Raw genomic sequence first — 23,570 nt, 5'->3', positions numbered from 1 at the left:
CTTTAACTAATAGAAAGGGGTGAAAATAATGGGTTCTTTAGGTTCTCTTTTACCAATTTTACTGATGTTTGTCATTTTTTACTTTTTGCTGATCAGACCTCAGCAGAAAAGACAAAAGTCTGTTAAAACCATGCAGAGCGGCTTGAAAAAAGGTGATTACGTCGTAACGATCGGCGGTCTTCACGGCACGATTGAAGTGCTGGAAGAAAACACGGTGGTTATCAAATCGAAGGACGGTTCAGCGCTTACGTTTGACCGTAACGCGATCCGTGAATCAAGAGAAGTACAATAAAAATAAAAATGGCAGAAGCCCCGTTGCTTCCTGCCATTTTTTATTGAGCCTGTCTAGCTGCATTGCCCAGGGCTGAAAACGTATTTCCTTGTTTTCAGCCTTGGTTCTCGGAGGACGAATTGAAAAATCGCAATTCGTCTCTGGTCGCTTCACTCTTATCCCACAACACAAAAAGCGAGTTGCTGTGTAAGAGTTCCAGCGCTTGTTGAACCTAAACAGGGCTATTCCGCTTTTTTATTTATGGCTGCTGAAATTGACGCCCATGATGGCTCCCAGCATACAAAGGAGTAAAAAGATACCGTGATACATGTACTGCATGGATGTAAATGTGGTTTGGTATCCTAAATATTGCACTAAAAACACGAGTAAGGAGAAAAGCAGGGCTGTACCGGAACCAAGCATAATGCCTTTTTCTTTTCCCTTTTTACCTGAAAGAAATCCTCCAATAAAGAGAGAAAGAAAGGATAGACCGGTCGTCACCCATTTTAAAGATGATTCTGTCAGAGAAGTGAACCGCAATAGAAGAGAAAGAATAAGACTGCTTATGATAATGGCAACTAAAATTGTGGCAACACCTTTTATCATTGAAGAAAACATATGTCGAACAGCCACTTGGATTCGTCCTCCTTTACATACAAGCATTCTTTATATCCATATTCACCGTCCAGAAAAATAGACGAACATTTTTTGTCCTTCTCCCTGGAAAATGCCCATTATTTAATTCAATTACCAAAACATTCGCCTCATGTTCATTCATCACGATGGTCAAACTAATTATGATGAAAATGAAAGGAGGGAAAGCAATGGAATATTATACAATTATTTTGAGGACCATCTTTGTTTATTTTATTTTGATTGGCGTATTTCGGCTGATGGGAAAACGGGAAATAGGAAAATTATCTGTACTGGACTTTGTTGTTTCCATTATGATCGCCGAACTGGCGGTCATCTCGATTGAAGATCCGAAAGTACCGATGCTAAAGCATCTGGTTGGAATTTTTGTACTGTTCCTCATTCAAATTTTCCTTGCGTTCCTTTCATTAAAAAGCAAAAAGGTTCGAGAGATCGTTGACGGCAAGCCTTCCATTATCATTGAGAACGGACAAATTAATGAATCTGAAATGAAAAAACAGCGCTATAATTTTGATGACCTGCTGACTCAATTAAGGGAGAACAACATAAAGAATGTGGCGGATGTAGAGTTTGGAATTCTGGAATCAACAGGGAAGCTTTCCGTCATTACAAGAGAAGTTGAGTGTGACAGGAAAACAAATTCAGCAGTAAGCCCGCTCCCTCTGGTGTTCCCGGTGATATTGGATGGGAAAATTCAGGAAGACCATCTAAAAAAACTGGATAAAACCTCTTTATGGCTACGCCAGGAACTGCGCAAGATGGGAATCAGGGATACAAAAAATATCTCTATCTGTACGATAAATAATAATGACTCGCTGTATGTCGACAAAAAAGATGATTAAAGCCTCTCCAGGGTTCGAGAGGCTTTGTTTTATGCAATCCATCTTTTAATTAACGGAAGGTGAGCAAGGTCTTCTCTCTTCACCAAGCGGAAAAACAACAGAGCAAGAAGATAAACGATGCTTGTTAAGATGAGGCAGAGGCATATTCCTGCCACCCTTGAGAACTGAGGGAAGATATACGTATAGATGAGCTGTGAAACAAATCCGGTGATCATGATGGAAAAGAAGCCGCAGATGAAATCCTTGGCTTTGATTGTATAGCTGATCGCTTTGGCAACACTTGCAAAATGAAGAAGAGTGACTACGACGATGCCTAAAACGATGGCCATAGCCACACCCATGATGCCGAATTCAGGCCTTGTAGCAAGAGCAAAGACAGCAGCAAGCTTGACGGCTGATCCGATCAGGCTGTTCATCATAGCCGCTCTGGCAAGATTCATGGCCTGTAACACTGCCTGAAGGGGCCCCTGAAAATATAAAAAGAAAAACAGCGGTGTCATGACCCTTAAATAAGAAGCAGAAGCAGGAGAGTCATACATAAGGTCCATGATTGGAACGGCATACACGTAGGTAATTACCGCTGCAATGCCTCCAGACAGCATAGAAAGCCGCAAAGACTGATTCAGCCGGTGTTCAATCAAGGAATACTTTTTATTGGCGTTTGCTTCACTGATGGCAGGGACGAGTGAAACAGATAACGAATAGGTAATAAATGTAGGCAAGTAAAGCAAGGGAATGACATAGCCTGCCAGCTCCCCGTACTGCCTTGTTGCGGCAATGGTGCTCACCCCGGCAATCGCCAGACTACGAACAACCACAATCGGTTCAAAAAAGTAAGAAACAGAACCAATCAGCTGGCTTCCGGTGGTCGGAAGAGCGATTCCGAGCAGTTCGTTTAATGTGGAGCGACCGCCTTTTAGCTGTCCGAAAAATCCTTTTCGGACCTTCATGTTTTTTTTCAACTTAAACATGGAGAACATATATAAAAGGGAAGCGAGCTCTCCGATGATAACTGAGATCATCGCTCCGGCTGCTGCATATTCGACACCATAAGGAAGAAAGAGTCCGGTAAGAAGTGCTACAAGAGTAATCCGCACAATCTGCTCAATGACCTGGGAATAGGCGGAAGGACGCATGTTCTGAAGTCCTTGAAAGTATCCTCTCAGGACAGAAGATGCAGCGATGACGGGAACTACCGGTGCAATTGCGATTAAAGGGTAAAAGGTTCTTTTGTCTGTAAAGAAATAATGAGACAATATAGGAGCAGCCGCGATCATGGCAGTTGTAAAAATGATGCTGAGAACACCAGTTATAGCCAGGGAGACGATCAGTATCTTTTTGATCTTTTGGCGGTCGCCTTTCGCATCGGCCTCCGCCACTAGTTTAGAGATGGCGATGGGAAGCCCCATTCGTGTCAGGGTGATGGCTAATAGCATCGTCGGCACAGCCATCATATAAAGGCCGACGCCTTCCTGTCCCATCACCCGGGCGACAACGATGCGATTGATAAACCCAAGGATCCGTGTGATCAATCCGGCGAGAATGAGCAGCAGTGTTCCCTGGATAAGGGTTTGTTTTGACATATCGGGCCCTACTTTCTTATCAGAAATGAGTTTGACATCGGTTTTCCGTGTAACCCATTTATATGGAGAAAATGGACAAAGCATGACAAGTTGTTTTTTATCCGCAAAACGCAGGAGAGGTGAACGAATCATTGGATGTGATGAGTTTTGAAGACATGAAAACAGAGGTTGAACCAGCTCTGCAAAGCAAAGCCGAGGAGTTTCATTTTCTTGGGTACGAGAGTGTTTCGAATGAAGAAGTATGGAATTGTGTGATGCGTCAGGCTCAAAAGAAGAAAGAGGAAGCAAAATTGCATGTTCTTGTTGGTCTGATACTTGGTTTATCATTGACCGATTTTATGAACTGGCTGACGCTCGAAGCGTTTAAAAGGGATGTGGAATAAAAGGGCCATCCCAGGCGGGGTACCCTTTTTTGCTGTTTATCAAAGAAACGCAAAAGATAGAATTATGTAAAGTTTTACAAAGTTTTCGGAATGAAATTGACAGAAAAAAACAACTGTCGCTATAATGGGGAAGATTGCACTTTTCTATACATATTCATTATCGTGCTTAAAAGTGTGTCGGCAGCATGAAGGAGGAAAGAAGGAATGGTGAAGAAGAGCAAGATCCTTACATTTTTTATAATCCTTGCCGTAATTGTTGGTCTGATCGGCATGACAACAAAGGGGATTGTAAATAATATTAAGCTCGGTCTGGATTTACAAGGGGGATTTGAAGTACTTTACGATGTAAAACCAGCCAAAGAAGGCCAAAAGATTACAAACGATGTTCTAAAAAGTGCGGTAGAAGCACTCGATCGACGGGTAAACGTACTTGGTGTTTCGGAACCGAACATCACAATCGAAGGGAAAAATCGGATCCGGGTTCAGCTTGCAGGAATCAAGGATCAGAACAAAGCAAGAAAACTCCTTTCTACACAGGCGCAATTGACCTTCCGAGATGTCAATGACAAGGTATTGCTTGATGGATCGGACCTTAAAGGCGGCGGGTCAAAAGTAACCTTTGACCAGAACAATCCGAACCAGCCGATCGTTCAGCTGACTCTGAAAGATCCGAATAAGTTTGCTAAAGTAACGAGAAAAGTCATGAACATGGGGCCTGGACAAAATCAGCTCGTCATCTGGCTTGATTATAAAAAAGGCGATTCATATAAAGAAGAGGCGACAAAGAAAAAACCTAAATTTATCTCTGCGCCATCTGTCACTAAGGAATTGGATCAGAAAACTGTAGTTATTACTGGACAATTTTCCCAGGAAGAAGCGAATAACCTGTCTTCTATCCTGAATGCCGGGGCACTTCCTGTGAAATTGGATGAAAACTATTCGAATTCTGTTGGTGCTAAATTCGGGAAACAGGCTTTGGATGAAACGGTCACTGCCGGAATTATCGGTATTGCTCTCGTCTTCCTTTTTATGGCGTTTTACTACCGGTTCCCAGGCCTTATCGCGATTGTAACACTCAGTTTTTATATTTATTTAAACCTTCTCATTTTTGATTGGATGGATGCGGTACTGACTCTTCCAGGAATCGCTGCCTTTATCCTTGGAGTAGGTATGGCTGTAGATGCAAATATTATAACCGCTGAAAGAATTAAAGAAGAAATTCGTTCCGGAAAATCCATCGCTTCCGCTTATAAGTCGGGATCAAAGCGCTCGTTTGCTCCGATCTTCGATGCGAATTTAACCTCCATCATCACAGCGGCAGTTCTATTTGCATATGGTACAAGTTCAGTTAAGGGATTCGCTCTCGTACTAATTGTGAGTGTTGTAACCAGCTTCTTTACCAATGTGTACGTATCCCGAATTTTGCTGGGCCTCTGGGTAAACAGCAAGTTCTTGAACAAAAAACCGGGTTACTTCGGAGTGAAAGAGAGTGATATACATGAGCTTTAGAAACCCGAATTTTCATTTTGATGTTGTAAAACAGCGGAAGAAATTTTTTATTTTCTCCTCTCTTTTAACCATCGTAGGGCTCATTTGCCTTTTAACCATAGGTTTGAAATTAAGTATCGATTTTGAAAGCGGAACAAGGGTTGAAATCAGCGGAAACCATTTAAAAGCTGCTGAGCTCAAGAAAGATTTTGAAGACTTAGGTCTTAAACCGGATGGCCAGCCGCTGATCTCCGGTAAAAATAGTGACAGAGCGACTGTATCCTTTGTTGGTATGCTCTCGCGTGAAGAAGTGGCAAAAGTGAATACGGCCATTAAACAGAAATACGGAGATGAGCCCAACATCAATACGGTATCACCAACGGTTGGCCGGGAAATGGCCAGGAATGCGATCATTTCTGTACTGATTGCATCCATCGGAATCATCATCTACATCAGCCTGCGTTTTGAATGGCTAATGTCATTGGCTGCGATTGTTGGATTACTGCACAACGCCTTTTTGATTGTAGCCGTGTTCAGCATTCTGCGGCTTGAAGTGGATCTTACGTTTATAGCAGCTGTATTAACCATCGTAGGTTACTCGGTACATGATACGATCATCACCTTTGACCGAATCCGTGAAAACATGAAGTTTACGAAGGTGAAAAATGTTGAGACCCTCTACAAGGTGATCAACGACAGTATTATGCAGACACTTACCCGTTCCATTAATACGGTATTTGCGGTAGTTCTCACGGTAGTTGCATTGCTGATCTTCGGAAACGCGTCCATCATGAACTTCTCGATCGCCCTATTGATCGGTCTGGTTTTTGGAACGTATGCATCTATTTGTATAGCTTCTCAACTCTGGTTTGTACTTAAATCCAGACAGTTGAAAAAACTTAAATTCAGTTCTGCCAATAATCAGGCATAGGAATTCATTGTCACCTCGTAACCCATTTTGTATAATAAATAGGTTATGAGGTGATTTTTTTATGTTGAAAGCACGAACGAGGTGGAATGTCCAAACTTTAGATGAAGATAAAGTACAGGAACTAGCCTCTTCTTTAAAAATCCCAAAGTTAGTAGCCAACCTATTAGTTGCAAGGGGAATGGAAACAAAAACTAGTGCTGAACAGTTTTTATCCAGTGGTACGGAGGCTTTTTATGATCCCTTCTTAATGGATGGGATGAGAGAAGCTGTTGATCGGATCCAACAGGCTGTTGCCGGCCAAGAAAAGATTCTTATCTTTGGTGATTATGATGCAGATGGAGTAAGCAGTACATCTGTTATGGTATATACATTAAAGGCGTTAGACGCCAATTTTGATTTTTACATACCAAATCGTTTTACAGAAGGCTATGGACCAAATGAACCCGCGTTAAGATGGGCGAAGGAACAAGGTTTCAGTCTTGTTATTACAGTCGATACGGGGATTTCAGCTGTGAATGAAGCACGTGCGGCTAAAGAGATGGGACTGGATTTTATTATCACTGACCATCATGAGCCACCGCCTGTTCTGCCTGATGCTTATAGTATTATCAATCCCAAAAAACCTGGATGTCCATATCCTTTTAAAGGGCTGGCGGGAGTTGGTGTCGCGTTCAAAGTTGCGCATGCTCTGCTTGGCAAAGCTCCGCTTCACTTATTGGATATTGCCTGCATTGGCACGATTGCTGATTTGGTTCCTCTTGTGGATGAAAACCGCATCATTGCAAAAGAAGGAATAAAGGCACTTGAGAGAACCACTAAGACAGGATTAAAAGCACTTCTCGAGGTTGCTGGTTTAAAAGATACGGTGCTGAATGCAGAGCATGTAGGGTTTGCCATTGGCCCCCGTGTTAATGCGGTTGGAAGACTGGATTCTGCAGTTCCTGCGGTTGAGCTTTTTACGACTGATGACAAGGAAGAAGCTGCCATGCTTGCAGCTGAAATTGATCAATTGAACAAAACACGTCAAACCATTGTATCTGAGATCACAAAGGAAGCCATTGAATTGGTGGAACAAAAGTATCCGCCTGATAAAAACAATGTTCTTGTTGTCGCAAAGGAAGGATGGAACGCAGGAGTCATCGGTATCGTAGCTTCCCGGCTAGTCGAACAATTTTACCGCCCGACAATCGTTTTAAGCATCGATGAAGAGAAGGGCCTTGCCAAAGGATCGGCAAGGAGCATTGAAGGCTTTGATATGTTTGAGAACTTATCGCTGAGCCGTGATATACTTCCTCACTTTGGAGGGCATCCTATGGCGGCAGGCATGACTTTAGCCGAAAGTGATCTGGGTGAACTGAGAAGCCGGCTGAATCGCCAGGCTGGCGAACAATTAACAGAAGAAGATTTTAAACCCGTGACTTCTATTGATCTGGAATGCTCACTTGATGAAGTATCCATTGAAACCATTGAACAAATGAACAAATTGGCTCCTTTTGGTGTCAGTAACCCTACTCCGCGCGTACTGATTCCTGATGTTAGAATCAGCGAGATCAAGAAGATCGGCAGCCAGTCCAACCATTTGAAAATACAATTCTCAGATGGCAAATCCAAGCTGGATGCGATTGGTTTTCATAAAGGCCCGCTGATGGACGAGCTAAGCTATCATTCCCCGCTCTCAGCGGTAGGAGAGCTATCAATCAATGAATGGAACGGGTTCCGGAAACCGCAGCTTATGCTTAGTGATCTGGCCGTAAAGGAATGGCAATTATTTGATCTGAGAGGGATAAGGGACGCTCAGAAAAAACTGTCCGGTCTCCCTAAGGACAAGGTTCTTCTCATCGCCTTTGAGGCAGATACGAAGGAACATCCTGCGTTTTCGGGCTTGAAAGAGCAGATCCGGCTTTATCCGCAGGAAAAAGAAAGCCTGAATTTTGAAGAAAAGTATGTTGTTTTTCTCGATGTTCCAAAAACAAGGGAAGAATTCTTTTATCTGCTGGAAAGCAACCCAGAACCCGAAAGAACATATGTCATCTTCCATCAGGAAAATGATCAGTTCTTTTCCACGGTTCCGACAAGAGAGCAGTTCAGATGGTTTTATGCGTTCTTAACCAAACGTAAAACCTTTGATGCCAGCAAGCACGGAGAGGAGCTGGCTAGACTTAAGGGCTGGTCGCGTGAAGCATTGCCATTTATGTCAAAAGTGTTTTTTGAGCTGGATTTTGTTACAATAGAAGATGGTGTTATTTCGATTAATGATCGGCCTGACAAAAAAGACCTGAAGCATTCATATACATATAGGAGTAAATTGGAACAAGCGGAGATTGAAAATCAACTTGTCTATTCTTCCTATCAGGATTTGAAGAACTGCTTTGATCAGTATAAAGGGAAATAATCAGGCGTTGATACAGGAGGAAAAAAGAAGATGGATTACAAAAAATATATCTCTGTAGTGGAAGATTTTCCGCTTAAGGGTATTCGGTTTAAAGATATTACCACACTTATGCAAGATGGCGAAGCATACGCTAAAGCTGTAGATGATATTGCAGAATATGCAAAGGATCGAAACATAGATGTAATCGTAGGTCCTGAAGCGAGGGGCTTTATTGTTGGCTGCCCGGTTGCTTATAAATTGGGGCTTGGTTTTGTGCCGGTTCGAAAAGATGGAAAACTTCCTCGTGAAGTGGTAAAAGTAGGCTACGGCCTTGAATACGGCAAAGACGTGCTGACAATGCACAAGGATTCTATTAAACCTGGACAAAGAGTACTGATTACAGATGACCTGCTGGCGACAGGTGGAACAATCGGTGCGACCATTCAGCTGGTAGAAGAACTCGGCGGAGTTGTCGCAGGGATAGCTTTCATGATTGAACTTACGTATTTGGACGGACGCAAAAAGTTATCTGGATATGATATTTTTACGTTAACGCAATATTAAAAGATTGAAAGGGTGCTCTCTGAAAACAGAGTACTCTTTCTTTTTCATATGGAATTGTAAATAAAGGAAATTCGACATTTTTCGTTTTTTACTTTACAGCTTCACTTTTTTTCATGATAATAGAAGCAATATACAATTTTTGACGTTAGGTGATTTTCAATGACCATAGAAGAAGTGTTACAAAACGCGGAAAGCTATCTTTCCCATGACGATATACAGCTTTTACGAAAAGCGTATGAATACGCTAAAGAAGCGCATGAAGGCCAGTTTCGAAAATCGGGTGAACCATACATTCAGCATCCGGTTGAAGTAGCTGGTATTTTGGTCGATCTTCAAATGGATCCGGTAACTGTTGCAGCCGGGTTTCTTCATGATGTAGTGGAAGACACGCCGATTACGCTGAAAGATATCAGCGACCGGTTCAATGAAGAAGTGGCCATGCTTGTTGATGGCGTCACGAAGCTGAAGAAGATCAAATTTAAGTCAAAAGAAGAGCAGCAAGCCGAAAATCACCGTAAAATGTTCGTAGCAATGGCCCAGGATATCCGCTGTATTTTGATTAAACTCGCAGACCGTCTTCATAATATGCGGACACTTAAGCATATGCCGAAAGAAAAACAGATTCAGAAAGCGAATGAAACACTTGAAATATTCGCTCCATTGGCACACAGACTTGGAATTTCCACCATTAAATGGGAACTAGAGGATGTTTCTTTAAGGTATCTTAATCCACAGCAATACTATCGAATTGTGAATTTAATGAAGCAGAAGCGTGCAGAGCGTGAGCAATACGTCCAGGAAGTAATGGGAGAGATCAGCAGCCGGCTTTCCGAGGTTCAGATCAAGGCGGATATCTCCGGACGTCCGAAGCATATTTACAGCATCTACCGAAAAATGGTGAAGCAGAACAAACAGTTTAATGAAATCTATGATTTGCTTGCAGTGAGGGTTATCGTTCATAACATTAAAGACTGCTATGCGGCGTTAGGCATCATTCATACTGCATGGAAGCCGATGCCGGGACGGTTCAAAGATTACATCGCTATGCCGAAAGCCAATATGTATCAGTCTCTTCATACGACCGTGATCGGCCCTAAAGGAGATCCTCTCGAAGTACAGATCCGTACAAGCGAGATGCACAGAGTAGCCGAGTACGGGATCGCGGCTCACTGGGCGTATAAGGAGGGTTCCAAGAAGGCTCCGGTCAACACGTTTGAAAATAAGTTAACGTGGTTCAGGGAAATCCTTGAATGGCAGAACGATGTGGCAGATGCCGAAGAATTCATGGAATCTCTGAAAGTGGATTTGTTTTCAGACATGGTGTTTGTGTTCACGCCAAAAGGTGATGTGATCGAGCTTCCTGCCGGTTCGGTTCCTCTGGATTTTGCTTATCGCATCCATACAGAGATCGGCAACCGCTGCATCGGCGCCAAAGTGAATGGCAAGATGGTAACCCTTGATTATACGCTGAAGACCGGTGACATTATTGAGATCATGACGAGCAAGCATTCCTACGGGCCGAGCCAGGACTGGCTGAAGATCACGCAAAGCTCTCATGCCAAAAATAAAATCCGTCAGTTTTTCAAGCGGGAACGCCGTGAAGAGAACGTCGCCAAGGGGAAAGAAATGATCGAAAAAGAAGTTACCGGACGGGGCTTCGAACTGAAGGATGTCTTCACACAGGAAAATCTTCAGACGGTTATTAGAAAATATAATTTTGCGAACGAAGAAGATATGTATGCTGCTGTCGGTTATAACGGAATTACAGGTGCACAGATCGCGACACGCCTGACGGACAAACTCCGCCGTAAAAAAGATCAGGAACAGGATAACAAAGAAATCCTTGATGCCATTTCAGAATCGAAGAGCTTGCCATCAACCAAAAAAACTGATTCTGGAATCGTTGTGAAAGGGATAGACAACCTTCTGATCCGTCTTTCCAAATGCTGCAATCCTGTACCTGGGGATGACATCGTCGGTTATATTACAAAAGGGCGCGGAGTTTCGGTTCACCGCAAAGACTGCGTTAACGTCAACACAGATGATGCACAGGTTAGGCTACTGCCGGTAGAATGGGAAGGCAGCATCGAAAAACCGAAGAGCTACAATGTGGATATTGAAATCAGCGGCTTTGATCGAAGAGGTCTGCTCAATGAGGTTCTTCATGCTGTAGGTGAAACCAAGACGAACATTACAGCCGTATCAGGCCGTTCAGACCGCAACAAGATGGCGACGATCAGTATGTCCATTTCCATTCACAATGTAAACCACCTGCAAAAAGTGGTGGAACGGATTAAACAGATACCGGACATTTATGCCGTCCGCCGAGTGATGCAATAAAGATACAATTAAAGGAGTGCAACATGCGAATAGTACTGCAGCGCGTCACAGATGCTGCCGTTACGGTAGAGGGAAAAGTGGTCGGCCAGATTGGCCACGGCTTGATGCTCCTTGTCGGAGTGACGCATGAAGATACAGAAAAAGATGCGGCTTTTCTTGCTGAAAAAGCAGTAAATCTCCGCATTTTTGAAGATGATCAGCAAAAAATGAACCTTTCACTCATAGACGCGGGAGGTTCCATATTATCGGTTTCACAGTTTACGCTATATGGTGACTGCAGAAAAGGCCGCCGCCCAAATTTCATGGGTGCTGCCAAACCTGATCATGCTTCTGATTTGTATGATAAATTCAATAATATGCTCCGTGAAAAGGGCATTGAGGTCAAAACCGGAATCTTTGGAGCGATGATGGATGTTTCATTCACCAATAGCGGTCCAGTAACGCTCATTCTCGACAGCAGGGAATAAGTCCTGTTAAAACCTTCACCTTTTGGAAAAACTATAGCAAAAGGTGAAAGGAAGATGATGATGCGGCACGGAGAAAAGGGTGAACATGTCAATTCGCATATCAACCAGCTGATGGGGATTGACTTTCATGACTTTATACAAAAAGAGGCGTCTTCGAGCACGATGGAACTCGCTGAGGAATTTGGCGTCCCTCTACGCAGTGTGATCAGCCTTCGCAAAAAAATGAAACGCTGACTGCAACTTTTTTGCAAAAGGGATTGACATAGCTCTTTTTGATGAGTAAGATAAATAACAATTCAATGAAATCACCAATGACGGAGAAAAGTAGGTAAACCCCACATGCCAAGAGAGGAAATGCCAGAGGCTGCAAGCATTTCTGCATGATGATTTAGTGAAAGACACTCCCGAGGTTTCAATTCGAACGGAAAATGGACAATGCCCAGTAGAGTTGGACGCATGCAGGCGTTACGTGCATTTATGAGCGGAAGCATGAGCTTCAACCAGGGTGGCACCGCGGGTATATAACTCCCGTCCCTATTATTATTCAGATAATAATAGGGACGGGAGTTTTTTATTTTTCACGGAAGATTATTGGTTAACCAGGATGCAAGGAGGATGAAAGATGGGTTATCAAATCCCGAGAGGAACCCAGGATATTTTACCGGGTACAGTTGAAAAATGGCAGTTTGTTGAAGAGAAAGCACGAGAAATCTGCAGCAGATACAATTACAAGGAAATCAGAACACCGATTTTTGAACATACAGAACTGTTTTTAAGAAGTGTCGGAGATACAACTGACATCGTTCAAAAGGAAATGTACACGTTCACGGACCGCGGCGATAGAAGCCTGACACTGCGTCCGGAAGGAACGGCAAGCACAGTCAGGGCTTACGTCGAGAACAAATTATTCGGCCTGGCTCAGCAGCCTTCTAAATTATATTACATCGGTCCAATGTTCCGTTATGAAAGGCCACAGGCTGGAAGATACCGTCAGTTTGTACAGTTTGGCATTGAAGCCATGGGCAGTGATGACCCATCCATCGATGCAGAAGTCATGGCACTGGCGATGGATGTCTACAAGGAACTTGGATTAAAAAGTCTTCGTCTCGTCTTAAATACTTTAGGAGACAAAGAAAGCCGAAAAGCGCATAGAGAGGCACTTGTGTCGCACTTTGAAACGCGGATCGGAGAGTTCTGCCATGACTGCCAGAACCGTCTTCAAACCAATCCGCTCAGAATCTTGGATTGTAAAAAGGACCGGGATCATGAACTGATGAAAACAGCTCCATCGATTCATGATTATTTGAACGAAGAATCACGGGAATATTTCGAAACCGTCAAGTCGACATTGACGGCAATGGGAATCGAATATGTGATCGATCCTAAACTTGTACGGGGATTGGATTACTACAACCATACCGCTTTTGAAATCATGAGCGATGCGGAAGGTTTTGGAGCTATCACAACGTTAAGCGGAGGCGGCAGATACAACGGCCTAGCAGAAGAAGTCGGCGGCCCAGCCACACCAGGGATTGGATTTGCAATGAGCCTTGAACGATTATTGCTCGCATTAGATGCAGAGGGTGTTAAGCTGCCAATCGAAGATTCTCTTGACTGTTACCTCATTACCATGGGCGATCAGGCGAAAGAGAAAGCACCGTCTCTTCTCTATCAATTCCGTAAAGCCGGATTAAAAGCAGATAAAGATTATCTGGATAAAAGATGAAAGCCCAGTTTAAAGCTGCAGACAGGACAAATGCCAAATTTGTTGCGGTCCTTGGCGATGATGAACTTGCGAATGGCGTCATCTCTGTTAAGGATATGGAGTCTGGTGAACAAACGGAAGTCACACTCGGCCAAGTCACAGAATATATACTGAAGCAAATTTGAGGAGGAATAACATCATGTCGGAAAGAACGCATCATTGCGGAACATTAACTGAGAAGCATGTCGGAGAAGAAGTAAAGCTTACCGGCTGGGTACAGAAACGAAGAGATCTTGGAGGATTGATTTTCATCGACCTTCGCGACCGTTCAGGACAGGTTCAGGTTGTTTTTAACCCCGAAGTATCCAGTGAAGCATTAGATATTGCTGAAAAAGTGAGAAGTGAATTTGTTCTCTCTGTTAAAGGAACTGTAATTGCACGTGAGGAAGGTACTATTAATGAAAATGTACCGACCGGCCGAATTGAGATTCAAGGTAAAGAACTTGAGATCATCAACAGTTCAAAAACACCTCCTTTTTCCATTTCGGATGACAATGAAATTAACGAAGATGTCCGTTTAAAATATCGTTATCTGGATTTGAGAAGACCGATCATGCAGGAGACGATGAAACTGCGTTACCGTGTGACAAAAATGATTCGTGATTTTCTTGATCAGCAGGAGTTTATGGAAATTGAAACACCAATGCTGACAAAAAGTACTCCAGAAGGAGCCAGAGACTATTTGGTGCCAAGCCGGGTGCACCCAGGACAATTCTATGCACTGCCGCAGTCTCCTCAGCTCTTTAAGCAGCTCTTGATGGTATCTGGATTTGAACGCTATTTCCAAGTCGTCCGCTGCTTCCGTGATGAAGACTTACGGGCGGACCGCCAGCCTGAGTTTACACAGATCGATATCGAGACTTCATTCCTTGGTCAAGAAGGCTTGATGAGCATGATGGAAGACCTAATGGTTCAAATGGCAAGTGAAGTCCGCGGATTCTCCGTACAGACACCTCTGCCTCGCCTTACTTATGCAGAAGCAATGGAGCGCTACGGATCTGACAAACCGGATACACGTTTTGGAATGGAACTGATTAACGCTTCTGAAATTGTAAAAGAATCAGGATTTAAGGTATTTGCTTCTACCGTTTTGGATGGTGGAGAAGTCAAAGCCATCAACGTAAAAGGGCAAGCGGGCAATTACTCCCGAAAAGACATTGATTTGCTTACTGAATTTGTGAAACGGTATGGCGCAAAAGGATTGGCATGGCTCAAGTTTGAAGAGAATGAATTAAAAGGACCGATCGCGAAATTCTTTACTGATGAAGAAAAACAAGGCCTTCTTGCTGCTTTAGAAGGTGAAGAGGGAGATTTATTCCTGTTCGTCGCTGACAGCAAAAAGGTGGTTGCCGATGCTCTTGGAGCACTTCGCCTAAAGCTGGGTAAAGACCTTGATCTTATCGACGAAAGTGTGCTGAACTTCCTTTGGGTCGTTGATTTCCCGCTTGTTGAATATGATGATGATGCAAACCGTTATGTTGCTCTTCACCATCCGTTCACGATGCCGAAAGAAGAAGATCTTGATCACCTTGAGAGCAATCCCGGAGCTGTTCGTGCAAAAGCGTACGACCTTGTATTAAATGGGTATGAACTTGGCGGAGGATCTCAGCGTATCTATCAGCGTGAACTTCAGGAAAAAATGTTCAAGACGCTCGGATTTACTGAAGAGGCAGCAAAGGAAGAGTTCGGTTTCTTAATGGATGCCTTTGAATATGGTACACCACCGCATGGCGGTATTGCTTTAGGCCTAGACAGACTTGTGATGATTCTTGCCGGCAGAAACAACTTGAGAGATACGATCGCATTCCCGAAAACAGCCAGCGCCAGCTGTCTGTTAACGAATGCTCCATCACATGTTAGTGAAAAACAGCTCAATGAACTTCACCTCGCCGTAAAAGTGGAAAAAGAGAACGGACAAAAGGCATAGGTAAGAAGTTTGAACTGTTAGAAAATTTAAATAATACGCTCTGATTCGCTTGTTTTCAATAAAACGATGTGGTATGATTTATACCAATAAGAGTCCTGATGTGTTCGTTAATACCGAATGTTTTGAGCCAACACTTTTTATTCGGGAGTCAGTGTTTCTGCAAGACGTGCATGCCTCCACGAAGAGGACGCATAAATTGCGGAACAGGGCACCCACCTGCGAGAGCAGGTTCAAAACTTAGGAACTGACGGCACAGTTGGGACTCTCATCCAACACTTAATCTAATACAAGAATATAGAGGAAACCCGGACGGTTTGTCCGGGTTTTTGTTGTTTTTTGCTGCAGGATTTGAGTAAAGGTTGTACATGACAGGGAAATAGTATATTCTTTTTAGGAAGTAAGCTAAGAAGGTACTAAGAAGTATGTCTAGCTTCAGCGCCCGGGGCTGAAAACGAATTTCAGTTTTCAGTGTCGCTTTGTAAGAGTTCCAGCACTTGTCGGACCTTAGCAAGTCGCTTGCGCTTTTCTAGACTTGAAAGGAGAAGGTTCATGTTACATCAGTTTTCAAGAAATGAGCTCGCCATTGGTGAAGATGGATTAGCCGTTTTAAAAGGAAGCACTGTCGGAATTCTTGGTATTGGAGGAGTCGGTTCTTTTTCAGCTGAAGCGCTTGCTCGTGCTGGAATCGGCAAACTCATCCTTGTGGATAAGGACGTTGTGGATATCACGAATGTCAACCGGCAGATCCATGCTTTATTGTCCACGGTCGGCCAGTCCAAAGTAGAACTTATGAAACAGCGCATTGCGGATATTAATCCCGAATGCGAAGTGATAGCATTACAAATGTTTTATACAGAAGAGACGTATGAACAGTTCTTTGCGTACGGCCTGGATTTTGTTGTTGATGCATCGGATACGATCACGTATAAAGTGCATCTTGCAAAGGAGTGCCTGTCAAGAAAGATTCCTATCATTTCCAGCATGGGAGTGGCGAACAAGCTGGATCCGACAAGACTTCGCATTGCGGATATTTCAAAAACGTCGTATGATCCGATTGCCAGGGTAATGAGGCAGCGTCTTCGGAAGGAAGGCATCCATAAAGGAGTAACAGTGGTTTTCTCCGATGAAACACCCGTTCAGATCAGAGAAGACATCAGGGAGAAAATTGTTCCTGAAAATGCTCCAGGAATCAGAAAAGCTAAAATGCCGCCGTCCTCTAATTCCTTTGTTCCATCCGTTTCGGGACTGTTTATGGCAGGCCACGTGGTAAACAAACTGCTGGAAATTCATAACATTACCATTAATAGAATGAATTAATTCATGAAAAAAAGAGCCGCTGAAATCAGCGGCTCTTTATTTTGCAAGTTTTTCGAGGTTTCCATTTTTGTCCATTCTGAAACTTTGGTTATCTGCAGCATCATCCTGCAGCAGCACCATTCTTCTTGCACGGTCCATGATCTGCAGCAGTGCCTGGTAATCTTCTTTCATGGCCGCAAAGTCTTTTTCCACCTTGTTCAGCTGCTCAGTAAGCTTCTGGTTTTGATGGAAAAGTTCTTCATTTTGCCGTTTTAGTGAGGCATTCTCGCCTTCAATTCGCCCATTTGCGAGACCGTTTCTATTGATTTCCGATAAGTAATCAATCACGTCATTAAGGCTTATATTCTCTGTCTGATGTGTCTGGTAGGATGCCTGGGAAGGCTGAATGCCTGGAACAGGCACTGCTGCTGTATAGGCAGGTTCAGCCAGCTCCTGCTGAGGGGCAGTAGAGGTGAACGGTGTTCTGAAAAATTCTTCAGGATGGTATACTTCATCATCTGGTACCGCCTGTTTTACCGGAGCTTTTACTGGTTTGCTTTGCTGCTGGCCTTTAGCAATCGCCCGCTGCCGTTCTTTTCGCTGTTTTTTGGCAATCTTCAATGCTTGTTCGTATTTCTTCCTTACGATCGCATTCCACCGGAAACCTACAGCTGCGCTCGTGCGCTCCAGTTTATCGCCGACTTCCTCAAAGGCATGGAGCTGGGTACTGCCTTCACGCACATGACGCAATACAGTTTCCGCAAGAAGCAGATCATCTTCTTCAGACCAGGCATCCTGTCTTACTTTTATCATATATATCCTCTCCTTGATTCATAATGTACGAGTTTATGTTCTCATTTTGAGCAAAAGGAGAGGATTCTATACGTGCTCAGCAAAAATTGATAGTTTTTTATTATTAGCAGAGTGCTAGATTACGTTTCACTTCGTTTTCTTTCGTTAAAGTAATCAAGCCTTTTCTGTATGCTTTTTTCAAAACCTCTGCCGGTCGGCTCGTAAAAGGTTTTGTTCTTCAAGTGGTCAGGCAAGTATTGCTGAACGACATACCCATCCTGGAAGTTATGAGGATATTTATAATCTTTGCCATGCTCCAGCTGGCTAGCCCCCTTATAATGAGCATCACGTAAATGGATGGGAACCTGTCCGCTCTTTTCTTTCTTCACAGCCTGAAGTGCATTATCGATGCCCATGATAACTGCATTGCTCTTTGGAGCGGTAGCGAGATAAACGACCGCTTCGGCCAGAGGAATCCGAGCTTCAGGCATTCCGACGAAATCCACCGCGTAAGCTGCAGCTTGCGCAACGAGAAGGGCGTTCGGATCAGCGAGGCCGATGTCCTCAGCTGCATGGACATAAATCCTCCGGGCGATGAACCTTGGATCTTCACCGGCATAAATCATCTTAGCCAGCCAATATAGGGCGGCATCTGGATCAGAGCCTCTAATGCTTTTTATAAAAGCAGAGATCGTATCATAATGGTTGTCCCCTTTTTTGTCGTACTGCAGCACCCGCTGCTGAATGCTTTCTTCTGCAATTTCCAGGTTTATGCGAATCTGGCCGGAAGCGTCTGGTTTTGTCGTCAGAACAGCGAGCTCCAATGCGTTCAATGCAGTCCTGGCATCTCCGTTGGCGACAGACACGAGGTGGCTGAGTGCTTCATCATCCATTGTAATATTGTATTTTCCGTAGCCTCTCTCTTTATCTTCAAGAGTATGAAGGATTACAGAGCGTGTGTGTTCATCTGTTAGATGTTCAAAACGGAACAAGCGTGATCGAGAAAGCAAGGCAGGGTTGATTTCAAACATTGGACTTTCCGTAGTTGCACCGATTAAAATTACCGTTCCATCTTCAACGAAAGGCAGGAGGGCGTCCTGCTGGCTTTTATTGAAGCGGTGTATTTCATCTATAAAAAGAACCGTTTTCTTTTCATCCATCAACAGCCGTTCTTTCGCTTCACTCGTCACTCTTTTGATGTCAGCAACTCCGGAAGTGACGGCGTTTAATTGCTCAAAGTAGGCAGATGTGGAATTGGCGATGATTTTCGCAAGCGTGGTTTTTCCTGTTCCGGGCGGCCCAAAAAAAATCATCGGTGTGAGCTGATCCGCTTCGATAGCTCTCCTTAAAAGCTTTCCTTCACCAACAATATGGGATTGACCGATAAATTCTTTAATTGACCGGGGCCTCATTCGGCTTGCGAGCGGTCCCATCGCTTTTTTTTCATGAGATTGGTGATCACTGAACAAATCCATATGAATCCTCCTAATAAGAAAAGCGCAAGCACCCTGATAAGGTCTTGCAAGCGCTGAAGCTAGACATTCGTGCATCTCATTCTTCAGTAATCAAAAGGTACTATACCGCTCATTTGAATGCAAGAATAAGCTGTTTCATGCTATAATAGTTTGGGTTTATATGCAAAAACAGGCACAGGGAAGGAAATACTAATGAAAATAGTAAACCGCTTCGCAAGGTCCTTCTTTGTCAAATGGCTTGTGTTTTTTATGGGTCTGCTGATCATGTCATTTGGAATCTCTCTCATGATTAAAGCCAATTTAGGCAGTGCCCCGTGGGATGTTTTACATATCGGTTTGTATTATCAGTTTGGTTTATCAATCGGTACATGGTCAATTATTATTGGATTTCTGATCATTGGTGCGACCTCATGGCTTACTAAAAAACGGCCGCAGGCGGGAGCCCTTCTGAACATGCTTTTTGTAGGGATATTTATAGATGGTTACTTGATGCTGCCGTTTTTTAAAACACCTGATTCAACTTCGGCGGCAATTATCATGTTAGCAGCCGGGCTAGTCATTAACGGTTTTGGAATCGGGCTATACATTGCAAGTGACTACGGCGCCGGTCCGCGGGACAGCTTAATGCTGGCATTGACAGAGAAAACCGGCAAAAAGGTTACCCACATCAGACTGGTCATGGAACTTTTTGTTCTGGCAGGAGGGTGGCTGCTAAAGGGACCCGTTTCCCTCGGTACCATCCTGTTTTGTGTATCCATTGGCAGCATTGTGGAATATACCTTGCCTTTTTGTAAAAAAATCGTTAACTATTGGATAGAACGGAGCGTGTATGATGAAGATCTCAACAAAAGGACGATATGGCTTGACCATCATGATGGCCTTGGCAAAAAAATTCGGTGAAGGGCCTGTCGCTTTAAAATTGATCGCGAAAGAACACAGTTTGTCTGAGCACTACCTGGAGCAGCTGATCTCTCCGCTAAGGAATGCCGGGCTTGTAAAAAGCATCAGGGGTGCCTATGGAGGCTATGTTCTTGCCCAAGACGCGAAAACCATCACTGCCGGCGACATCATTCGAGTTCTCGAGGGGCCGATCAGCCCTGTAGAGGTTATGGAAGACGAAGAGCCGGCAAAGCGTGATCTTTGGATAAAGATCCGTGATGCAGTAAAAGATGTACTCGATAACACAACATTGGATGATCTTGCGAACTATCAAGGTGAAGGAGAACAGGACTCCTACATGTTTTACATTTAATGAATGAAAAGAAAGCGGGTGATCCTATGGATCGCATCTATGTAGACCATGCGGCAACGTCCCCGATTCATCCGGACGTTGTGCAGGAAATGCTGCCTTATTTTACAGAACACTTCGGAAATCCTTCCAGCATTCATCAATTTGGCAGAAAAACACGCCAGCTGCTCGATGAAGCGAGAATGACAGCAGCAAAAAGCATCGGCGCCCATCCCAACCAGATCATGTTTACGAGCGGGGGAACGGAAGCGGATAATGCCGCAATTTTTGGCACAGCTTATGGCAATAGCGAACATGGCAAGCACATCATCACCACGCAGATCGAGCATCATGCCGTACTTCATGCTTGCGAGGAGCTTGAACGTCAAGGGTTTGAGGTAACATACCTGCCAGTGGATGAAACAGGGAGAATTTCAATTCAAGCTCTAAAAAAAGCGTTGAGAGAAGATACGATTCTTGTAACGGTCATGTATGGAAACAATGAGGTAGGAACAATCCAGGATATACAGGCAATCGGGGAGATATTAAAAGATCACCACGCCTATTTCCATACAGATGCCGTGCAGGCATACGGAGTTCTCTCACTAAACGTTCAAGAATTGCAGGTCGATCTGCTGAGTGTATCCGGCCACAAGATTAACGGACCAAAGGGAACGGGATATCTTTATATTGGGGATGGAGTCTCCATTGCACCATCCTTTTTTGGCGGAGAACAAGAGCGGAAACGCCGGGCAGGAACAGAAAATGTTGCTGGAATTGCGGGTTTCGCGAAGGCCATTTCCATAATGGCTGATGAAGGTCCTCAAAAAGCAGAAGCATATGAAGGTTTTAAAAAGACCATGTTGTCCATATTTAAGGAAGAAGGCATTGAACACATGGTAAATGGTTCTGCTGAACATGGGCTGCCTCATATCTTAAATGTCAGCTTTCCGGATGTGAAAACAGAAGTGCTGCTCGTAAACCTGGATCTCGCAGGAATTGCGGCTTCTAGCGGATCAGCCTGCACGGCAGGATCGATTGAGCCTTCCCATGTACTCACGGCAATGTTCGGAAAGACAGATCGAACAAAAAATGCGATCCGATTCAGTTTCGGATTGCATAATACAGAGGAACAAATCGAGAAAACAGCACGTGAGACAGCAAAAATAGTGAAACGTCTGCAAAAATAAGGTAAACTCTAAAATATGCATTTTTCCAAAAAAGCATAAGACATGCTCTCAATAGATTTTACGAGCCATTGAAAATGAAAGGGGGGTGAAAGAGAATGTCGGCACGACAATCAAAATCACCTGCAGAAACACGCGTCGTCATTGGGATGTCGGGCGGTGTGGATTCTTCTGTTGCTGCACTCTTGCTTAAACAGCAAGGCTATGACGTCATCGGGATCTTTATGAAAAACTGGGACGATACAGATGAATTCGGAGTCTGTACGGCAACAGAGGATTACAATGATGTGATTGCGGTTGCGAATCAGATTGGAATTCCTTATTACGCCGTTAATTTTGAAAAAGAATATTGGGACAAGGTCTTTACCTATTTCCTTGAAGAATATAAAGCGGGAAGAACTCCGAACCCGGATGTTATCTGCAATAAAGAAATTAAGTTTAAGGCATTTCTTGATCATGCCATGAACCTTGGAGCTGATTTCGTTGCAACAGGCCACTATGCCCGTGTTGTGGAAGAAGAAGGAGAAGCAAAAATGCTTCGCGGTGTTGATGAGAACAAAGATCAGACCTACTTCCTGAACCAGCTGTCACAGGAGCAGATTGAGAAAACGATGTTCCCGATCGGCGAATTGAACAAGCCGGAGATTCGCAAAATTGCAGCTGAAGCCGGGCTGGCCACAGCGAAGAAAAAGGATTCCACAGGCATCTGTTTTATTGGAGAACGTGATTTTAAAGAGTTCCTCAGCAATTATCTTCCAGCAAAACCAGGTGAGATGCGTACGCTCAATGGAGATGTAAAAGGCAAGCATGACGGGTTGATGTATTATACCATCGGACAGCGCCATGGCCTTGGCATCGGAGGCAGCGGAGATCCGTGGTTTGTTGTTGGCAAAGACTTGAAGGAGAACGTTCTTTTCGTGGAACAGGGCTTTGATCATGAAGCGCTCTACAGTGAAAGTCTGGTTGCAGTTAAACCAAGCTGGGTAAGTCCGCAGCCAAAAGAAAAAACGTTTCATTGTACAGCAAAATTCAGATACCGTCAGCCTGATAAAGGTGTTACCGTTACTCAACTGGATAATGGGACCCTTGAGGTGGTATTTGATGAACCACAGCGTGCGATTACGCCGGGCCAGGCCGTTGTCTTCTATGACGGAGATGTCTGCCTTGGCGGTGCTACCATTGATGAGGTTATCAAAAACGGAGAACCTATTTCTTATTTATAAGCTGACCAGTCCTTTGTATATGAAGGACTGGTTTTTTTATTAAGGTGCTCCATTCTTTGTTATACTTTAATCAGAACAGATTTCAGGAGGATGGCAGTGGAACAGGATTATTTTAAAAAGGGTAAATTAGAGGAAACGGCAAAAGCACTTGAAGAGCAGATTGAAAAAGAACCGGGCAACCCGGTACCTTATATCAACTATGGGAATTTGTTATCGGCTGTCCACGAGCACGAGAAAGCCCTCGTTTTTTTCGAAAAAGCTCTTGAGCTTGATTCGGAAGCAGGAGCTGCTCTTTATAGTACGGGCATCGCATTCTATCAGCTTGAAAGGTTTGAAGAAGCAAGAGAATTCTTTCTCAAGGCGATGGAAAAAGGGGTGAATGAGGGCGATGTTCATTTTATGCTCGGTATGTGCTTTGTCCAAAAAGAGGAACAAATCAGGGCTCTGCCGCATTTTCTGCGTGCATCAGAAATGAACGAAAACGACATAGAGTCTCTTTTTCAATATGGGCTCTGTCTCGCTCAGCTTGAGCAGGTAAAACAGGCAAAAAACGTTTTTTTAACGGTAACTGAAAAAGATCCGGGTCATGCAGATGCATTTTATAACCTTGGTGTGGCCTGTGTTTACTTCAATGAACTGGACGCTGCCAATCATGCGTTCAGCAAGGCGCTCAGTATACAGCCCGATCATTATCTCGCTGCAAACGGAAAAAAGAACGTGGAAAATAAAATGCAATAATGGCTGTGGAGAAAAAAGCTATGCAGTCTGAATTATTTTAAAGTC

Annotated in this window: 19 protein-coding genes, 1 other RNA gene, 2 pseudogenes and 1 other annotated feature; of the genes and pseudogenes, 18 read left to right on the top strand and 4 right to left on the bottom strand. The window is 43.8% G+C overall.

The window, feature by feature from the left end; all coding sequences use genetic code 11:
- Nucleotides 1–28 precede the first annotated feature (28 nt).
- Nucleotides 29–292, top strand: a complete 264-nt coding sequence (yajC, locus tag LCY76_RS14960) for a preprotein translocase subunit YajC (RefSeq protein ID WP_053357720.1) — start codon at nt 29–31, stop codon at nt 290–292.
- Between the two features lie 234 nt (nt 293–526).
- Here yajC and LCY76_RS14955 read toward each other — a convergent pair whose 3' ends face one another.
- Entirely contained in the window at nt 527–889 is a 363-nt protein-coding gene (locus LCY76_RS14955) for a TIGR04086 family membrane protein (protein ID WP_053358516.1), read from the bottom strand.
- A gap of 206 nt (nt 890–1,095) precedes the next feature.
- Here LCY76_RS14955 and LCY76_RS14950 point away from each other — a divergent pair, with 206 nt between their 5' ends.
- Nucleotides 1,096–1,767, top strand: coding sequence for a DUF421 domain-containing protein (locus tag LCY76_RS14950; RefSeq protein WP_053357721.1), 672 nt, complete (start codon nt 1,096–1,098; stop codon nt 1,765–1,767).
- Nucleotides 1,768–1,796: 29 nt separating this feature from the next.
- Here LCY76_RS14950 and spoVB read toward each other — a convergent pair whose 3' ends face one another.
- Nucleotides 1,797–3,350 (bottom strand): stage V sporulation protein B, encoded by a 1,554-nt coding sequence (spoVB, locus tag LCY76_RS14945; protein WP_248253275.1) that lies wholly within the window; start codon nt 3,348–3,350, stop codon nt 1,797–1,799.
- A 119-nt stretch (nt 3,351–3,469) separates the two neighbouring features.
- Here spoVB and LCY76_RS14940 point away from each other — a divergent pair, with 119 nt between their 5' ends.
- The 11 genes and pseudogenes from LCY76_RS14940 (at nt 3,470) to LCY76_RS14890 (ending at nt 16,903) form a co-directional block, all read left to right on the top strand.
- Entirely contained in the window at nt 3,470–3,733 is a 264-nt protein-coding gene (locus LCY76_RS14940; RefSeq protein ID WP_248253274.1) for a post-transcriptional regulator, read from the top strand.
- 204 nt (nt 3,734–3,937) lie between these two features.
- A pseudogene (gene secDF / locus LCY76_RS14935) lies at nt 3,938–6,152 on the top strand (protein translocase subunit SecDF).
- 61 nt (nt 6,153–6,213) lie between these two features.
- Nucleotides 6,214–8,544 carry a single-stranded-DNA-specific exonuclease RecJ gene (gene recJ / locus LCY76_RS14930; protein WP_248253273.1) on the top strand — a complete coding sequence of 777 codons (2,331 nt, stop codon included), beginning with the start codon at nt 6,214–6,216 and terminating at the stop codon, nt 8,542–8,544.
- A 30-nt stretch (nt 8,545–8,574) separates the two neighbouring features.
- On the top strand, nt 8,575–9,087 hold the full coding sequence (locus LCY76_RS14925; RefSeq protein ID WP_248253272.1) for an adenine phosphoribosyltransferase: 513 nt from the start codon (nt 8,575–8,577) through the stop codon (nt 9,085–9,087).
- Between the two features lie 159 nt (nt 9,088–9,246).
- Nucleotides 9,247–11,427, top strand: a complete 2,181-nt coding sequence (locus LCY76_RS14920; protein WP_248253271.1) for a RelA/SpoT family protein — start codon at nt 9,247–9,249, stop codon at nt 11,425–11,427.
- A gap of 23 nt (nt 11,428–11,450) precedes the next feature.
- Nucleotides 11,451–11,894: a D-aminoacyl-tRNA deacylase gene (dtd, locus tag LCY76_RS14915; RefSeq protein WP_248253270.1), complete on the top strand. Its 444-nt coding sequence runs from the start codon at nt 11,451–11,453 to the stop codon at nt 11,892–11,894.
- Between the two features lie 54 nt (nt 11,895–11,948).
- Nucleotides 11,949–12,128 (top strand): RNA polymerase subunit sigma-70, encoded by a 180-nt coding sequence (locus LCY76_RS14910; protein WP_309144587.1) that lies wholly within the window; start codon nt 11,949–11,951, stop codon nt 12,126–12,128.
- A gap of 68 nt (nt 12,129–12,196) precedes the next feature.
- Nucleotides 12,197–12,433 (top strand) — a binding site (T-box leader).
- Nucleotides 12,434–12,516: 83 nt separating this feature from the next.
- A pseudogene (hisS, locus tag LCY76_RS14905) lies at nt 12,517–13,784 on the top strand (histidine--tRNA ligase).
- A 14-nt stretch (nt 13,785–13,798) separates the two neighbouring features.
- The gene (gene aspS, locus LCY76_RS14900; RefSeq protein ID WP_248253269.1) at nt 13,799–15,586 is read left to right on the top strand and encodes an aspartate--tRNA ligase; all 1,788 of its coding nucleotides are present in this window, start codon (nt 13,799–13,801) and stop codon (nt 15,584–15,586) included.
- Nucleotides 15,587–15,675: 89 nt separating this feature from the next.
- Nucleotides 15,676–15,853, top strand: a non-coding RNA gene (ssrS, locus tag LCY76_RS14895) — 6S RNA.
- A gap of 282 nt (nt 15,854–16,135) precedes the next feature.
- A complete protein-coding gene (locus LCY76_RS14890) occupies nt 16,136–16,903 on the top strand; it encodes a tRNA threonylcarbamoyladenosine dehydratase (protein ID WP_248253268.1) in 768 nt (255 codons plus the stop codon).
- Nucleotides 16,904–16,939: 36 nt separating this feature from the next.
- On the opposite strand, the gene LCY76_RS14885 is transcribed toward LCY76_RS14890, so the two are convergent.
- Together LCY76_RS14885 and LCY76_RS14880 are read right to left on the bottom strand one after the other, a co-directional pair.
- On the bottom strand, nt 16,940–17,695 hold the full coding sequence (locus LCY76_RS14885) for an RsfA family transcriptional regulator (protein ID WP_248253267.1): 756 nt from the start codon (nt 17,693–17,695) through the stop codon (nt 16,940–16,942).
- Between the two features lie 119 nt (nt 17,696–17,814).
- The gene (locus tag LCY76_RS14880; RefSeq protein ID WP_248253266.1) at nt 17,815–19,149 is read right to left on the bottom strand and encodes an AAA family ATPase; all 1,335 of its coding nucleotides are present in this window, start codon (nt 19,147–19,149) and stop codon (nt 17,815–17,817) included.
- Between the two features lie 192 nt (nt 19,150–19,341).
- Between LCY76_RS14880 and LCY76_RS14875 the strand changes: the two genes are divergently transcribed.
- The 5 genes from LCY76_RS14875 (at nt 19,342) to LCY76_RS14855 (ending at nt 23,525) form a co-directional block, all read left to right on the top strand.
- The gene (locus tag LCY76_RS14875; RefSeq protein WP_248253265.1) at nt 19,342–20,049 is read left to right on the top strand and encodes a YczE/YyaS/YitT family protein; all 708 of its coding nucleotides are present in this window, start codon (nt 19,342–19,344) and stop codon (nt 20,047–20,049) included.
- Complete coding sequence (cymR, locus tag LCY76_RS14870) at nt 19,982–20,401, top strand: cysteine metabolism transcriptional regulator CymR (protein WP_053357733.1); 420 nt, start codon at nt 19,982–19,984, stop codon at nt 20,399–20,401. The genes LCY76_RS14875 and cymR overlap by 68 nt, the downstream gene beginning before the upstream one ends.
- Nucleotides 20,402–20,427: 26 nt before the next feature.
- On the top strand, nt 20,428–21,567 hold the full coding sequence (locus LCY76_RS14865) for a cysteine desulfurase family protein (protein WP_248253264.1): 1,140 nt from the start codon (nt 20,428–20,430) through the stop codon (nt 21,565–21,567).
- A 95-nt stretch (nt 21,568–21,662) separates the two neighbouring features.
- Nucleotides 21,663–22,787, top strand: coding sequence for a tRNA 2-thiouridine(34) synthase MnmA (gene mnmA, locus LCY76_RS14860; protein WP_053357734.1), 1,125 nt, complete (start codon nt 21,663–21,665; stop codon nt 22,785–22,787).
- Nucleotides 22,788–22,877: 90 nt separating this feature from the next.
- Nucleotides 22,878–23,525, top strand: a complete 648-nt coding sequence (locus tag LCY76_RS14855; protein WP_272885623.1) for a tetratricopeptide repeat protein — start codon at nt 22,878–22,880, stop codon at nt 23,523–23,525.
- Nucleotides 23,526–23,570 lie beyond the last annotated feature (45 nt).

Origin of the sequence: Fictibacillus marinisediminis, from assembly GCF_023149135.1 — a bacterium.
Lineage (GTDB): Bacteria > Bacillota > Bacilli > Bacillales > Fictibacillaceae > Fictibacillus_C > Fictibacillus_C marinisediminis.
Note: the sequence above shows the minus strand (reverse complement) of the source record. Positions and strands in the feature narration are given on the sequence as shown.